The following is a 13,753-nucleotide window of genomic DNA, read 5'->3' on the forward strand; positions in this document are numbered from 1 at the left end:
CGCAGGGAGGGCGGCGGCCACACGGGGGGCCGCCGCCCCTTCTGTCGTACCTGGACGCTGTGCGCTCAGCGGCCGAGTACCGAGCCCCCGTTGACGCCGAGCACCTGACCGGTGACGTAACCGGCAGCCGGGCTGGCGAGATAGCGAACGGCCTCGGCGATGTCGTCCGGCACTCCGGCCCGCCCGACCAGGGTCGCCGCCACCCGCTTGGCGTGCCCCTCGGCAGTCATCCGGTCACCGAAGAACTCGGTCTCGGCGACATAGCCGGGGCTCACCACGTTGACCGTGATCTGTTCCGGGCCGAGCTGCGCTGCCAGGTCGTACGCCCAGCCGTGCAGAGCGGCCTTCGCCGCCGAGTACGCCCCGGCGCCGCCGCGCTGGGCGGCGATCGAGCTGATCAGGATCACCCGGCCGCCGGGGCGACGCAGGGCCGGACGCAGCGCCTCGGTCAGCAGCACGGCGGTGAGCACGTTGGCGTCCAGGTTGGCCCGCCAGTGCGCGGCGGTTCCGGCGAGCGTGCCGGTGTCCCCGCCGAGATAGCCGCCGGCGTTGTTGACCACCACGTCGACCTGCCGGTCGCCGATCGCCGCGAGAACCCGACCGAGGTGCTCCGGGTCGGTCAGGTCAGCAGTAACGGTGGTGACGGCGTCGGTACGACCACAGCCGGCGGAAATCCGCTCGGCGGTATTCGCCAACACGTCCGCCCGCCGCCCGACGATCAGAACGTCGTACCCATCCCCCGCGAGCACCCCCGCAACGGCCGCGCCAATCCCAGTCCCGCCCCCACTAACAACCGCAACCCGCTCGTCCATCTCCCGACCTCCCCATGCAGAGAACCCCGTCGATCATGAAGTTATCGCCCTCGGCCACGGCGCGTCGTGGCAATAACTTCATGATCGACGGGGTGGGGGGTCAGCGTGAGGGGGTGGGGGGGTCAGCGTGAGGGGCGGAGGGATTTGCGGAGGTGGGACAGGCGGGGGGCCAGGCTGGCCAGGCCGCCGGGGAAGAAGTAGACGGCCAGGATGAAGACGGTGCCGAGGACGAACAAGGGCTGGCTCAGGGGGTGACTCAGGACGGCGGGCAGCTTGTCGACCGCGTCGGAGGTGCCGAAGGCGGTGAGCCGGTGGTCCAGGTACATGTAGAGGACGCCGCCGAGCACCGGCCCCCACCGGGTGCCCGGCCCGCCGAGAACCACCATGACCAGCAGCGACAGGGTCAGCTCGGAGGACGTGATGTGCGGCGACGCGCCGCCGACGATCAGGCAGTAGACCACCCCGCCGGCCGACGCCAGCCCGCCGGCCAGGGTGAACGCCACCAGCTTGTAGCGGTACGGGTCCAGCCCGAGCACGCCGATCCGCCGCTCGTCGTCGCGCAGCCCGGCCAGCACCCGCCCGGTCGGCGAACCGCTCACCCGGTGCACCACGAAGACCACCAGGGTCAGGTACGCCAGCGCCAGCCAGTACAGGTTGACCGTGTTGGTCACCCCCACCAGCCCGGCGGGCAGCCCGGACACATCCAGTGGCAGGCCCTCCTCGCCGCCGGTCAGCCCGCCGAAGTCCCGTGCCACCAGGATCGCCCCGACCTGAGCGAAGGCCAACGTGACCATGGCGAACGCGATGCCCACGGTACGCAGCGCCACCGCGCCGAGCAGCGCGGCGAGGATCGTGCCGCCGGTGACGGTCAACAGCGCCGCCTGCCAGAGCGGCAGGCCGGCCCGGGTGACCAGGATGTCGGTGCCGTACACGCCAGCGGCGAAGTACAGCGCGTGCCCGAAGGAGAGCATCCCGGTCCGGCCGAAGAGCAGGTCGTACCCGGCGGCCAGCCCGCCGAAGATCAGGCAGATGGCGAGCAGTTGCAGGGTGCCGGGCGAGTTGACCGGCCCCTCGAAGATCCCCGGCAGGGAGATCGTCGAGTACGGCAGGATCGCGAAGACGGCCAGCGCGACCAGCGGCAGGAACGGACGGACACGGTGCCATCGCCCCCGCTGCGGGGTCAGCTCGTCGGGTACCTGCGCGGGGGGCGCGTCGACCACGGAGTTCGTCATGCCGTTGCCACCTTTCCGGCGATGCCCTGCGGACGCAGCAGCAGCACGACGGCCAGCAGCCCGACCACGCAGATGTCGCCCAGACCGGACGTGCCGTAGTAGTTGACGAACTGTTGGACCAGCCCGACCACGACCGCCGCGTACGCGGAGCCGACCACCGAGCCCATCCCGCCGATCACCACCACGATGAACGCGAAGATCAGCAGTGAGCTGCCCTGCCCGGGCGAGACGGTGCCGAAGTAGACCCCGCCGAGTGCACCGGCGAGCGCGGCGGCCGCCCCACCGATCGCGAAGACGAGGGTGAACGCCTTACGCACGTCGATGCCGAGCGCGGTCACCATCTCCCGGTTCTCCACTCCGGCCCGGATCACCAGGCCGTACCGGGTCCAGCGCAGGAAGGCCAGCAACGCGCCGAGAACCAGCACCGCCGCGATGATCAGCAGCAGGCCGCCGTTCGGCACCTGCGCGCCGAGGATCCCGGTGACCTGCCGGGTCCAGTCGGGGCGGGGGAACGGTCGGGCGTCCGCACCCCAGGTGGCCTGGAGCAGCGCCACCCCGGCCAGCGACAGGCCGACGGTGACCAGCACCTGCTCGATGGTGCGGGAGTAGAGCGGGCGAATCAGCACCAGCTCGACCAGCACCGCCACCAGCGTGCCGGCGGCCACCCCGAACGCGACCGCGAACACGAAGCCGAACCCGTCACCACCGGCGCCCGGCAGGTTGCCCGCCGCCCACCAGGTGGCGTACGCGCCGACACCCAGGAACAGCCCGTGCGCGAAGTTGAGCACGTCGGCCAGGCCGAAGACCAGGGACAGCCCGGAGGCGACCAGGAAGTACAGCGCTGCCAGGCCGAGCCCGGTCAGCGTCAACAGGATGACGGTGCCCATCAGTGCGCCACCTCCGCCGAGCCGACGCCGAGCAGCGACTTGGTCAGCGCGGTCTCCAGCAGCAACTCGCGGGCGTCGCCGGTCCAGGCGACCTTGCCGGCTGCCAGCACCACCGCGTCTCGGGCCAGCCGCCGTACCACCGCCAGGTTCTGCTCGACGAGCAGCACCGGCACCGACTCCGCGACCCGTTCCAGCACCTCGGCCACCTCGGTCACCACTTTCGGCGCCAACCCCTTGGTCGGCTCGTCGACCAGCAGCAGCCGGTTGTCGTTGAGCAGCACCCGGCCGATCGCGAGCATCTGCTGCTGCCCGCCGGAGAGCGAACCGGCCCGTTGCCGTCCGCGCCGGTCCAGCTCCGGGAAGAGTGCGAAGACCTTGTCGTACGCCGGAGTGACGCCGCGCCGCTCGGCGAGCCGCAGGTTCTCCGCGACGGTGAGGCCGGCGAACACGCAGCGGTCCTCGGGCACGTAGCCGAGCCCGCCGCGGACCAGCCGGTGGGTGGGGCGGGCCAGCAGGCTCTGCGCGCCCATCCGGATGGTGCCGCGGATCTCCCCGGCGGGCGGGGTGAGGCCGACGATCGCGCGCAGCGTGGTGGTCTTGCCAACGCCGTTGCGGCCGAGCAGGACGGTCACGCCGGTCGGGGCGACCGTGAAGGACACCCCCTGGAGGATGTGCAGCCCGGAGATCCGGACCGACAGGTCCTCCACGTTGAGGATCGGCTCGGTCATAGCGACTCTCCGAGATAGGCCTCTTGCACGGTGGGGTTGGCCATCACCGTCTCCGGGGTGTCGCAGGCCAGCAACGCGCCGTGGTGCATGACGGCGATCCGGTCGGCCAGCTCCAGGATGACGTCCATGTGGTGCTCGACCATCAGCACCGCCCGGCCGCTGTCCCCGGTCAACGACTTGATCACCGAGACCAGCTCGGGCACGTCCTCGGCGCTGACCCCGGCCATCGGCTCGTCCAGCAGCATCACCCGCGGTTCGCCGGCGAGCAGCAGAGCGATCTCCAGCTTGCGCTTCTCGCCGTGCGCCAGGGTGCCGGCTAGCGCCGTACCCCGGTGGCCGAGACCGACCCGGTCGAGCGCCGCGTCGGCGGCGGCGGCCACCTCCCGGTCGGCCGCCGCCCGCCGCCACAGTTTCATCGAGCCCCCGCGGTGCGCCTGCACGGCGAGCCGGACGTTCTCCCGCACGCTGAGCGAGCCGAAGACCGAGGACGCCTGGAAGGTACGGCCCAGCCCGAGGCGTGCCCGCCGGTGCGGCGGGAGCGCCCCGATGTCCTGCCCGTCCAGGGTGATCCGGCCCTCCGTGGCCTGGCGCAGGCCGGTGATCAGGTTGAACAGTGAGGTCTTGCCGGCGCCGTTCGGCCCGATCACGCCCAGGAACTCCCCGGGCGCCAGGTCGAGGTAGACGCTGTCGACGATGGCGACCTCACCGATCCGCCAGGTCAGACCGCGGGTGGCGAGCATGGTTCAGCCCTTCATGGCCACGGCCGGCGGCGCGGACTCGTCACCGGTGAGGCTCTTCTGCGCGGTCGCCGTGAAGGCGGTGCCGCTGCCGGTCAGCTTGGCCTGGAACATCGGCTGGAGCAGCGCGTGGTCCGCGGCCCGGATGGTCATCTTGCCCTTGACCCCGTCGAAGCTCCAGCCCTCCAGGGCGGTCACCATCTTGTCGACGTCGTCCCCGCCCTCCTGCACGGCGCGGACCACCATCTGGGCGGCGGCGAAGCCGTCCGGGTGGAACAGGTCCAGCGTGCCGCCGGGGATCTTCGCCTTGGCGGCCTTGGACGCCTCGGTGTCGCTGGCCCCGTCGAAGTAGTGCGACAGGAAGGAGATCTTCGTGCCGGCGGCGCCGAACGTCGGCCAGGACGAGCGGATGTCCAGGCCGGTGACGACCGTGGTGGAGGAGAGCACGCCCTGCTGGTCGAGGCTCTGCCACATGGCCGGGGCGGTGGTACCGGCCCAGGCGACGAAGAGCAGATCCGGCTTCGCCGTCTTGATCTGGCTGGCGAACGGGGTGAACTCGGTGGCGCTGGCCGGCGCCCGGACGCTGCTCACCGTGGCGCCCGCGCCGCCGATGACCGCCTTGACGGCGGCCTCGTTGGCGTCGCCGAACGCGCCGTCCTGGGCGAAGACCACGACCTTCTTGCCGGACGGGTCGCCGATGAACGACTTGGCGGTCACCACATCCTGGTAGGACTGGCGGCCAGAGCGGAAGGTGTACTTGTTCGCACCGGTCACCGCGTCGGTGGCGGCCGGCCCGGAGATGAACAGGACCTTGTTCTGCGCCGCGATCGGCGCGACCTGGAGCGCCACGCCGGAGGCGGTGGAGCCGGCAATGATCTTCGTGCCCTTGCCGATCAGGTCCTTCGCCGCGGAGACCGCCTTGGCCGGGTCGCCCGCGTCGTCGACCTCGGTCAGCTCGATCTTCCGGTCACCGACCTTGCCGGTGCCCTTGGTGGCGAAGTCGAGCCCCACCTTGAACCCCTCGCTGTACTGCTTTCCGTAGCTGGCCAGGGCTCCCGACTGGGAGTACACCAGGCCGACCTTGACCGGTGCGGCGCTGTCGCCGCCGCCGGTGGCGGTGTCCTGCGGGCTGCCACAGGCCGTGGCGGCCAACGCCGCGGCCATCATCGTGGCGGCGGAGAGGAACACCCGCCGCGTCGTCCGGACCGTCATTGCGACTCCACATGAGGACTCGGAGGGAGAGAACTTCTTCGTGTCGGCTCACGCTAGAAGTGACGTCACCCACGAGCTATGTGGCGGAAACACACAAGTAACAGGAATGAGGTGGCCGGGCATTACAACGGGCCGACCTACCACGCGAAAGCCCGGTCGCCCGATGGCCCGCACCCCCACGGACCGCCCGAGCCCTGTGTCGTCGCGCGCCATCCGCGAGCCCTGGGCGATCTTGCGAGCGGGTCGTCGGTGAGCGTGGGTGGCGCGGGGGTGGAGGTGCCGCTGGCCCGCCGTCCGGGTGACGGACGACGGGCCAGCCCGCGAGCCAGGCGCGGATCAGCCCGGCGGTACGGCTCGGAGCCGATCAGCTCCGGGCCGGGTCAGCCTTCGGCGAGACCGGCGCGGGCGGCGACGGCGGTGTCCGGCTGGTCGGTGAAGACACCGTCCAGGCCCAGGCCGAGGAAGAGCTCGTACTCCGCGGTGATGTCACCGCGCCCGTTCGGGTCGGTACCGATCCGGAAGTCCACCGGCAGGAACTGGTTCTCCGCGCGGAACGTCCAGGAGTGCACGAGCAGCCGCTCCCGGTGCGCGTCGCGCACCACCGTGGTCGGGGCGAGCAGCGCGCCGGCCGCGTCCCGGGGCACGATCAGGTTCTTGTTCGCCCCGATGCCGTCGGCGTACGCGGCGATCCACTTCAGCCCGGCCGGCTTGGCCAGGTCCTGGTAGCTACGGGCGTCACCGGCGACGGTGAAGTCGTACGGGCGGCCGGTGGCGTCGAGCAACTGGACCAGGTTGACGTCGATCATCCGGTTCAGCTTGCGCAGGTTGGCCGTCTCGAACGACTGGATGAAGACCGGCGCGTTGCGGTTGGTCAGCTTGTTCTGCCGGAGAACCCGGACCAGCGGCTCCTCCAGCGGCAGCCCGATCGAGGCGAAGTAGCTCGGGTGCTTGGTCTCCGGGTAGATGCCGATCGTGCGGCCCCGTGCCCGCCCCTCGGCACGGGCCAGGTCGATGACCTCCTGGAGAGTGGGCACCTCGAAGCGACCGTCGAACGCGGTGTTCGCAACCCGGACCTGCGGCAGCCGCTCCTTGGCCCGCAGTGTCTTCAGCTCGGCCAGGGTGAAGTCCTCGGTGAACCAGCCGGTGACCGCGACACCGTCGATGGTCTTCGTCGCCTTGCGGGCGGCGAATTCCGGGTGCGTCGACACGTCGGTGGTACCCGAGATCTCGTTCTCGTGCCGGGCGACCAGGATGCCGTCGGAGGTGGAGACCAGGTCCGGCTCGACGTAGTCGGCGCCCATCCGGATCGCCAGCCGGTACGCCTCCAGGGTGTGCTCCGGCCGGTAGCCGCTCGCGCCACGGTGACCGATCACGATCGGCCGGTCGGACGCCCGGGAGCGGTCCGTCTTGGCCGCCGGGTCGGCGGTGGCGATGGTCGGTACGGCCACGGCGGCGGCGAGCAACACGCCGGCCAGGCCAAGGGTCGAGAGGGTACGTCGCAACGCCGTCTCCTGTCGTCGGGGGAACCGCTTCAGCAGATCGGCTTCGATTGACCGGGAGTTGGTCGGTGACTGGCCGGCAGATGAATCTCCGGAATGAGCGTTCCCACTCCCCTGATGACACGGAAAAGGAAGATTGTCTGGTGCGCCGGTTTCTCCGCAACCCCGTGCGGCTGGTGCCGTTCGGGTTCCTGGTGCCGATCCTGCTCGGCACCGGGCTGCTGATGGCGCGCTGGGCGACCGTCGACCACCAGCGCCCACCCCTGGTCACCGCGCTCTTCACCGCCACCTCCGCCGTGTCGGTCACCGGCATGGCCGTCACCGACACCCCCAACTACTGGTCCGGCGGCGGACTGTTGGTGATCACCCTGCTCACCCAGCTCGGCGGCCTCGGCATCCTCACCGTCGCGGCGCTGGTCATCCTGGTGGTCTCCCGCCAGCTCGGGCTGCGTAACCGGCTACTGGTGCAGGCCGAGACGGCGGAGTTCGGCATCGGTGACGTGGGGCGGCTGCTGCGCCGGATCGCGGTGACCGTCTTCGCCTGCGAGGCGGTGATGACCGCGCTGGTCGCCGGCCGGCTGTGGCTGGCCTACGACTACCCACCCGGGCGCGCCCTCTGGTCGGGCGTCTTCCACGCCGTCCAGGCGTTCAACAACGGTGGCTTCGCGCTCTACTCCGACGGTCTGCTGGCCTTCGACCGCGACCCGTGGGTGTCGCTGCCGCTGGCGTTCGGCGCGATCGTCGGTGGGCTCGGGTTCCCCGCCCTGTTCGAGGCGGTCCGCGAGTGGCGGCAGCCGACGCGCTGGGCGGTGGCCACCAAGCTGACCATCTGGGGCAGCGCCGTGCTGCTGCTGCTCGGCTTCGCCGGCCTGCTCGCCGCCGAGTGGACCAACGACGGCACCATCGGGCCGTACGACGTCCGGGGCAAGGCGCTCGCGTCGTTCACCCAGATCGCGCTGAGCCGCACCGGGGGCTTCAGCGTCCTGGACACCACCGCCCTGCAGGAGGAGAGCTATCCGCTACTGATCGTGCTGATGTTCATCGGCGGCGGCAGCGCCAGCACAGCCGGCGGGATCAAGGTCTCGACGTTCTTCCTGCTGGCGTTCACCCTCTGGGCGGAGCTGCGCGGCGAGCCCGACGTGACGGTCGGGCACCGCCGGGTGGCCACAGCCAGCCAGCGACAGGCCATCACCGTGGCCCTGCTCAGCGTCGCGCTGGTCACGGCCGGGACGATGACCCTGCTGCTGCTCACCGAGGGGGTCCGCTTCGTCGCGGCCCTGTTCGAGGTCACCTCCGCCTTCAGCACCACCGGCCTGACCATCGGGCTGGCCGGCACGCTGCCGGCCAGCGGCCAACTGACCCTGACCGTGTTGATGTTCATCGGCCGGGTCGGGCCGCTCACCCTCGGTTCGGCGATCGCCCTGAACACCCGGCGCCGGCTCTACCGCTACCCACAGGAACAACCCGTTGTCGGTTAGCAGCAAGGAGGGTCGAGGTGTCAGCTAGACGCGCGGACGGCCGCGGCGTCGTGGTGATCGGGCTGGGTCGGTTCGGCTGCCACCTGGCGGGGTCGCTGAGCCGGATGGACCGCGAGGTGCTGGCCATCGACCGCAACCCGGAACAGGTCCAGCGCTGGTCGGCTCAGCTCGACCGGGTCGTCCAGGCCGACGCGACCGAGGAGGGGGCGCTGCGGCAGCTCGGCGTTGCCAGCTTCGGGCGGGCGGTGGTGGCCATCGGGGCTTCGGTGGAGGCGAGCGTCCTCACCGTGCTGGCGCTGGTCGAGCTGGGCCTGCCGCAGATCTGGGCGCGGGCGACCTCGCAGAAGCACGCCAAGATCTTGTCGTCGGTCGGTGCGCACCACGTGATCTTCCCTGAGGCGGAGACCGGCGATCGGGTGGCGCACCTGATCGTCAGCCGGCTGCTCGACTTCATCGAGTTCGACGACGACTTCGCGATCGCCACTGTCCGGGTGCCGGAGTCCCTGGTCGGGCGGACCCTGCTCGACCTGCGTCCGGAGGAGCGCTACGGGGTCCGGGTGGTCGGCGCGAAGCTGCCGGGCGAGCGCTTCCGGTACGCGTCCGACAGCATGGCGCTGTCCGAGGGTGTGGTGCTGGTCGTGGAGGGCGGGATCGACCAGGTGCAACGGTTCGCGGGGCAGCGCTGAGCGGCCCACTTCTTCCCGCCGCCGTGACCCTTGGTCACTTTTCCGCTTTTCCCGAACCGCCACCCTTGCCCTTGCTGGGCTTCGCGGGCTTGGTCTTCGTGGTGCCACTGCCCGGACCCGAGCCGCCACGGACCGTCGCCGCCTTCGCCGGGGCCTTCGTGGCCGGCTTCTTCGGCGGGGCGGTGGACGGAGCCGTGCCGGCCACCCCGGAGACCCGTACCCCGCAGGTCGCGTCGCCGAGCCGGAACTCCACCGGCAGCGGGTTCGCCCCGCTGTACTTCCCGGCCAGGGTGAGCTTCTCGGCCGCGCCGGGCGCCAACGTGGCGCGCTGGGCCGCCGGCCGGATCAGGACCGTGCGCCCCTGCTGGTGCACCGGGGTCGGCTCCGCCTTCGTCACCGTCTGCTGACCGGGAAAGGTGAAGCTCATCGTCCAGTCACGCAGCTCGCTGCCCCCGGTGTTGGTCAGGGTCAGCTCGGCGGCGAAGTCCTTGCCGGAGTCCGCGCGCAGCGCGTACGCCACCTCGCAGGGCGCCGCCTTCGGCAGACCCATCCGGGCCTCGGTCGGCGGCCGGTCCTCACCGCTGGCCGGGCTGCGCGAGGTGAACCCCCACAGCGCCCCGGTGACGGCGATCAGGCTGGCGGCGGCCACTCCGGCCTCCACCCGCCGGCGCCGGTTCGCCCGCCGGATCCGGTTGCGGGTACGGGACAGCGGCAGCGCGTCGGTCTCCGCCGACCAGGGCAGGATCGTGGTGCCCGCGCTGGCCAGCGCGGCCGGATCCAGCGGTCCGGCGGCCGGCGAGACCGGCACCGCCGCCAGCATTCCGGCCGCGTCGGCGAGGGTGCGGGCCAGCTCGGCGGTCGCCGGCCGGTCCCCGGGCTGCTTGGCCAGGCAGCGCCGCACCAGGTCGGTCACCTCGTCGGGCAGCCCCGGCACGGCCTGCATCGGCTCCGGTTCGTTGTACATGTGCGCGCGCAGCATCTGCGTGGTCGTGCTGGCCTGCCACGGCAGCCGGCCGGTGAGCATCCGGTAGAGCAGCAGCCCCACGGCGTACACGTCGGTGGCCGGGGAGACCTGGCCGTTGTCCAGCCGCTCCGGTGCGAGGTACGCGGGCGTGCCCAGCAGTGTCCCGTCCGGGCCTTTCTCGCTCTCCCCCACCAGCGCGGAGATACCGAAGTCGACCACCTTGACCCCGGTCGAGGTGAGCATCACGTTGCCCGGGGTGACGTCGCGGTGCACCACGCCGCGGGCGTGCGCGGTGGCGAGCGCGGAGCTGACCTCCGCGCCGACGGTCACCGCCTCCCGCCAGGGCATTCGGCCTTCCCGGCCCAGCCGGTTGGCCAACGAACCGCCGTCGACCAGCTCCATCACCACGTACGGCACGGTCAGGCCGACCTGTTGGGACTCGCCGTAGTCGTACACGTTGGTGATGTGCGGGTGGCAGAGCCGCGCGGCGGCCTGCGCCTCGATCCGGATCCGGTGCCGGAAGGCCCGGTCGCTGGCCAGCCGGGAGGCCAGCACCTTCACCGCGACCTGGCGGCCGAGCACCTCGTCGTAGCCCCGCCAGACCACCGACATGCCGCCCGCGCCGAGCTGCTCGACGAGCCGGTACCGCTCATCGAGGAGTTGCGCGCTGTTCCGGTCCTCACCACCCATGGTGGCCGTTGTTGCCCGCACGGGGCCCGGCTACACCTCAAGTATCGGAATCGGTCAGCAATGTCACCCGTTCAGGCGGTCGCCAGCAGTTGGTCCACCGGGGCGTAGTCGTCGGTCAGCACCAACGCGGCACCGATGAAATCCGTCAGCTCCGGGCCGGACAGCAGGCTCACCTGCCGATCAACCTCGTCCAGCCGGGCGCGGACGGCGGCCAGCGGCAGTGGCGCGTCGGAGGCGACGATGAGGAAGTTGGCGCCCTGCTCCTCGGCGAGCGCCTCCGGCGGGGCGATCAACGCGATGTGCTCGAACTCGGCGGCCACCGTGGCCAGCTCCGCGCGGATGAAGCGCAGCGGCGGATAGTCGATGACGTTCTGCACGTACACCCCACCGGGGCGGGCCACCCGCCGGACCTCGGCGGCCATTTCGCGGGTGGCCAGGTGCCAGGGCACCACCAGGTGGCCGAACGCGTCGCCGACCACCAGGTCACGGCTGTCCGTCGGCTCACCGACGACCAGCATCCGGGCGTCACCCACCACCGCCCGCAGCTCCGGCCCCGGGCGTACGCCCAACTCCCGCTCGCCCAGCTCGACCAGCCCGCCGTCGATCTCGAACACCACGTTGTCGGTGCCCGGCCGGGTGGCGGTCAGGTAGCGCGGCACGGTGAACCCGCCGCCGCCCAGGTGCAGCGCGTCCAACCGCTGCCCGGCCGGCGCGGCCACGTCGGCGACCGCGCCGATCCACTTCGTGTACGCGTACTCCAGGTGCTTCGGGTCGGCCAGGTCCACGTACGAGTGCTGGGCCGAGTTGAGCAGCAGCGTGCGCCCGCTGGACCGGTCCGGGTCGGACGTCACCCGGGCGCAGTGGTACGCCGTCTCGATGTCACACGGGTTCGGCGCCACGGTGGTCAGCCCCGCCCCGACCAGGCCGAGCACGGCCAGCGCGGCCCGGGCCCGGGCCGGACCGGGCAGCTCGGTGGGCGCCTGCCGGCGCAGGTACCAGCCGAGGCCGATGCCGGCCAGACCGAGCGCGATCGCCAGCGCGAGCAGGATCACCGTGCTGGGTAGCGCGGCGACCAGCACGAAGCCGGTGAGCAGGGTGGCGGTGATGCCGCCCAGGGTGCCGATCCCGGACAGCCGCCCGACCACCTGGCCGGTCCGGCGCAGGTCGGCGAGCTGGAGCTTCACCACCAGCGGGGTGACCGCCGCCAGCAGCGCCGCCGGCACGAACACGGCCAGCGCCACCAGCAGCAGGATGGCGGTCGCCGCACCGCCGCGTAGCACCTCACCGGCGTACCGGACCACCGGCAGGGTGATCGCGGTGGCGATGCCGGCCAGCACCAGCGCCGGCGCCAGCAGACCCCGCGGGTTGCGCCGGTCGGCCAGCCAGCCACCGGACCACGCCCCGTACGCGATCGCGGCCAGCGCGATGCCGATGACCGAGCTGGTCACCTGGAGGGTCACCCCGACGTACGGGCCGACCAGGCGCAGCGCAACGGTCTCCAGCACCAGTACGGCGCCGCTGGAGAAGAAGACCAGAAAGGCGGCCAGGCCGTTGGGCAGCGCCCGGCCGGTGATCGGAACGGACGAGGCCGAGGACGCCTGCGGGGCCGCCACGTCGGACGGTGGGGAGCTCATCGTCGCGATGGTACGCAGCGAAGCTGGTGCTCCGGGTCAGTACATCGAGAGATGAACATGGTTCGTGTGGCTCGCTGCCGGGCTGCCGCTGCCGCTGTACGAGCGCCAGCCGGTGCCGGGGTGCCAGATCTGCCGGTACCAGATCACGTAGAGCACGCCCAGCCGGTCGGCGTTGCGCACGTGCCAGGCTGCCAGGCTGTCCCCGTACGCCTTGTCGCCGCCGGTCGCGTTGCGGTCCTCGAAGCCGTTGGTGGCAGCCGCGAAGTCGCAGGCCCGCCCCTTCGGGTGCTCACCGCCGCCACCCTCGCGTTTGCAGGAGACGTACCGCTTGTAGCCGGCCGCCTGGGTCTGCTTGAGCGCGTTGAGGGTGCGGGGGGTGATGCAGCCGGAGGTGGTCGGGTCGTCCACCGAGCAGGACTCCGACGGCCAGGAACCGTCGGGGTTGCGCGGCGCCGGCTTCGCCGAGGCGGAGCTGCCGCCGCTGAAACCGTTGCTGCTGCCCGAGCTGACCTCGGCGAGCGCCGCCTCGGCCTCCTTCTTCTTCTTCGCCATCACGGCGAGCTGCTTCTGCTGCTCGCGGACCTCGGCGTCGATGGCGACCTTGGCCTGCTGCGCCTGCTGCCGGGCGTCGGCGAGATCGCGCAGCCGCTTGCTGTCCCGCTGCGCCATCAGGTCGAGGTCGGAAGCGCGTTGCAGGAACGCCTGCGGCGTGGCGGTGTTGAGCAGCATCGACGCCGGGGTGAGCCGACCGACCCGGTACGACTGCGCGGCCACCTCGCCAACCTGGGCGGTGAGCCCGACCAGCCGGGCTTCGACGGTGGTCAGCTCGCCGCTGAGGGCGGTCTGCCGGCGCTTGGAGTTGTCCAACTTGGCCTTGGCCTCGATGTGGCCCTTGGCGGTCAGCTCCAGCGCGTCCTGCAGCTTCTTGCTGCCGCCCTCACCGGGCTCCGCGTACGCGGGCACCGCACCACCGGCGAGCACCAGCGTGACGGTAGCGAGCAGAGCGAGCAGCTGACTGAGCCTGGTCCTGGGCACGAAAGCGTCCTTCCGTCGACCGCCGGCCCCCGGTGAACTCCACTGCACGGCGGCGTCCCCGCCGGCGCCGATCGGCGGCCTGCTGGCGGAGACCGCCGGTCACGATACCGGAACGAGCGCCGGTGACCAGCCCCCGTGCCCGCCCCGCCGCTCCGGTGT

General features: G+C 71.7%; 12 protein-coding genes. 2 read left to right on the top strand and 10 right to left on the bottom strand.

Going from position 1 to position 13,753, the window contains the following annotated elements; translation table 11 throughout:
- Positions 1 to 65 precede the first annotated feature (65 nt).
- The 7 genes from ACFY29_RS19500 to ACFY29_RS19530 all read right to left on the bottom strand — a co-directional run bounded on the left by ACFY29_RS19500 (position 66) and on the right by ACFY29_RS19530 (position 7,110).
- A complete protein-coding gene (locus ACFY29_RS19500) occupies positions 66 to 812 on the bottom strand; it encodes an SDR family NAD(P)-dependent oxidoreductase (RefSeq protein WP_386987928.1) in 747 nt (248 codons plus the stop codon).
- Positions 813 to 934: 122 nt separating this feature from the next.
- A complete protein-coding gene (locus tag ACFY29_RS19505; protein ID WP_328420673.1) occupies positions 935 to 2,044 on the bottom strand; it encodes a branched-chain amino acid ABC transporter permease in 1,110 nt (369 codons plus the stop codon).
- A complete protein-coding gene (locus ACFY29_RS19510; RefSeq protein ID WP_386987932.1) occupies positions 2,041 to 2,931 on the bottom strand; it encodes a branched-chain amino acid ABC transporter permease in 891 nt (296 codons plus the stop codon). Before ACFY29_RS19510 ends, ACFY29_RS19505 begins: the two co-directional genes overlap by 4 nt.
- The gene (locus ACFY29_RS19515) at positions 2,931 to 3,659 is read right to left on the bottom strand and encodes an ABC transporter ATP-binding protein (RefSeq protein ID WP_355601439.1); all 729 of its coding nucleotides are present in this window, start codon (positions 3,657 to 3,659) and stop codon (positions 2,931 to 2,933) included. The genes ACFY29_RS19510 and ACFY29_RS19515 overlap by 1 nt, the downstream gene beginning before the upstream one ends.
- The gene (locus ACFY29_RS19520; protein WP_328420679.1) at positions 3,656 to 4,399 is read right to left on the bottom strand and encodes an ABC transporter ATP-binding protein; all 744 of its coding nucleotides are present in this window, start codon (positions 4,397 to 4,399) and stop codon (positions 3,656 to 3,658) included. The genes ACFY29_RS19515 and ACFY29_RS19520 overlap by 4 nt, the downstream gene beginning before the upstream one ends.
- Before the next feature lie 3 nt (positions 4,400 to 4,402).
- On the bottom strand, positions 4,403 to 5,608 hold the full coding sequence (locus ACFY29_RS19525) for a substrate-binding domain-containing protein (protein ID WP_386987936.1): 1,206 nt from the start codon (positions 5,606 to 5,608) through the stop codon (positions 4,403 to 4,405).
- Between the two features lie 380 nt (positions 5,609 to 5,988).
- Entirely contained in the window at positions 5,989 to 7,110 is a 1,122-nt protein-coding gene (locus tag ACFY29_RS19530) for a glycerophosphodiester phosphodiesterase (protein ID WP_386987939.1), read from the bottom strand.
- Positions 7,111 to 7,250: 140 nt separating this feature from the next.
- Between ACFY29_RS19530 and ACFY29_RS19535 the strand changes: the two genes are divergently transcribed.
- Both ACFY29_RS19535 and ACFY29_RS19540 read left to right on the top strand, forming a co-directional pair.
- Positions 7,251 to 8,585 (top strand): TrkH family potassium uptake protein, encoded by a 1,335-nt coding sequence (locus tag ACFY29_RS19535; protein WP_386987942.1) that lies wholly within the window; start codon positions 7,251 to 7,253, stop codon positions 8,583 to 8,585.
- Positions 8,586 to 8,602: 17 nt separating this feature from the next.
- Positions 8,603 to 9,271: a potassium channel family protein gene (locus ACFY29_RS19540; RefSeq protein ID WP_386987945.1), complete on the top strand. Its 669-nt coding sequence runs from the start codon at positions 8,603 to 8,605 to the stop codon at positions 9,269 to 9,271.
- A 34-nt stretch (positions 9,272 to 9,305) separates the two neighbouring features.
- Here the strand turns inward: ACFY29_RS19540 and ACFY29_RS19545 are convergent, their stop codons facing one another.
- From ACFY29_RS19545 to ACFY29_RS19555, 3 genes are read right to left on the bottom strand one after another with little or no spacing between them, the layout of a single operon-like run.
- On the bottom strand, positions 9,306 to 10,946 hold the full coding sequence (locus ACFY29_RS19545) for a protein kinase (protein ID WP_386987948.1): 1,641 nt from the start codon (positions 10,944 to 10,946) through the stop codon (positions 9,306 to 9,308).
- Between the two features lie 50 nt (positions 10,947 to 10,996).
- Positions 10,997 to 12,559 (bottom strand): fused MFS/spermidine synthase, encoded by a 1,563-nt coding sequence (locus tag ACFY29_RS19550; RefSeq protein WP_386987950.1) that lies wholly within the window; start codon positions 12,557 to 12,559, stop codon positions 10,997 to 10,999.
- Between the two features lie 36 nt (positions 12,560 to 12,595).
- Positions 12,596 to 13,570 (bottom strand): hypothetical protein, encoded by a 975-nt coding sequence (locus tag ACFY29_RS19555; protein WP_355602007.1) that lies wholly within the window; start codon positions 13,568 to 13,570, stop codon positions 12,596 to 12,598.
- Positions 13,571 to 13,753 lie beyond the last annotated feature (183 nt).

This window comes from Micromonospora sp. NPDC000668, from assembly GCF_042897975.1.
Lineage (GTDB): Bacteria > Actinomycetota > Actinomycetes > Mycobacteriales > Micromonosporaceae > Micromonospora.

Excerpts from the sequence above, each read along its gene's own strand:
- ACFY29_RS19510 (WP_386987932.1), bottom strand. The coding sequence starts at position 2,931 with ATGGGCACCGTCATCCTGTTGACGCTGACCGGGCTCGGCCTGGCAGCG.
- ACFY29_RS19515 (WP_355601439.1), bottom strand. The coding sequence starts at position 3,659 with ATGACCGAGCCGATCCTCAACGTGGAGGACCTGTCGGTCCGGATCTCC.
- ACFY29_RS19505 (WP_328420673.1), bottom strand. The coding sequence starts at position 2,044 with ATGACGAACTCCGTGGTCGACGCGCCCCCCGCGCAGGTACCCGACGAG.
- ACFY29_RS19550 (WP_386987950.1), bottom strand. The coding sequence starts at position 12,559 with ATGAGCTCCCCACCGTCCGACGTGGCGGCCCCGCAGGCGTCCTCGGCC.
- ACFY29_RS19525 (WP_386987936.1), bottom strand. The coding sequence starts at position 5,608 with ATGACGGTCCGGACGACGCGGCGGGTGTTCCTCTCCGCCGCCACGATG.
- ACFY29_RS19520 (WP_328420679.1), bottom strand. The coding sequence starts at position 4,399 with ATGCTCGCCACCCGCGGTCTGACCTGGCGGATCGGTGAGGTCGCCATC.
- ACFY29_RS19500 (WP_386987928.1), bottom strand. The coding sequence starts at position 812 with ATGGACGAGCGGGTTGCGGTTGTTAGTGGGGGCGGGACTGGGATTGGC.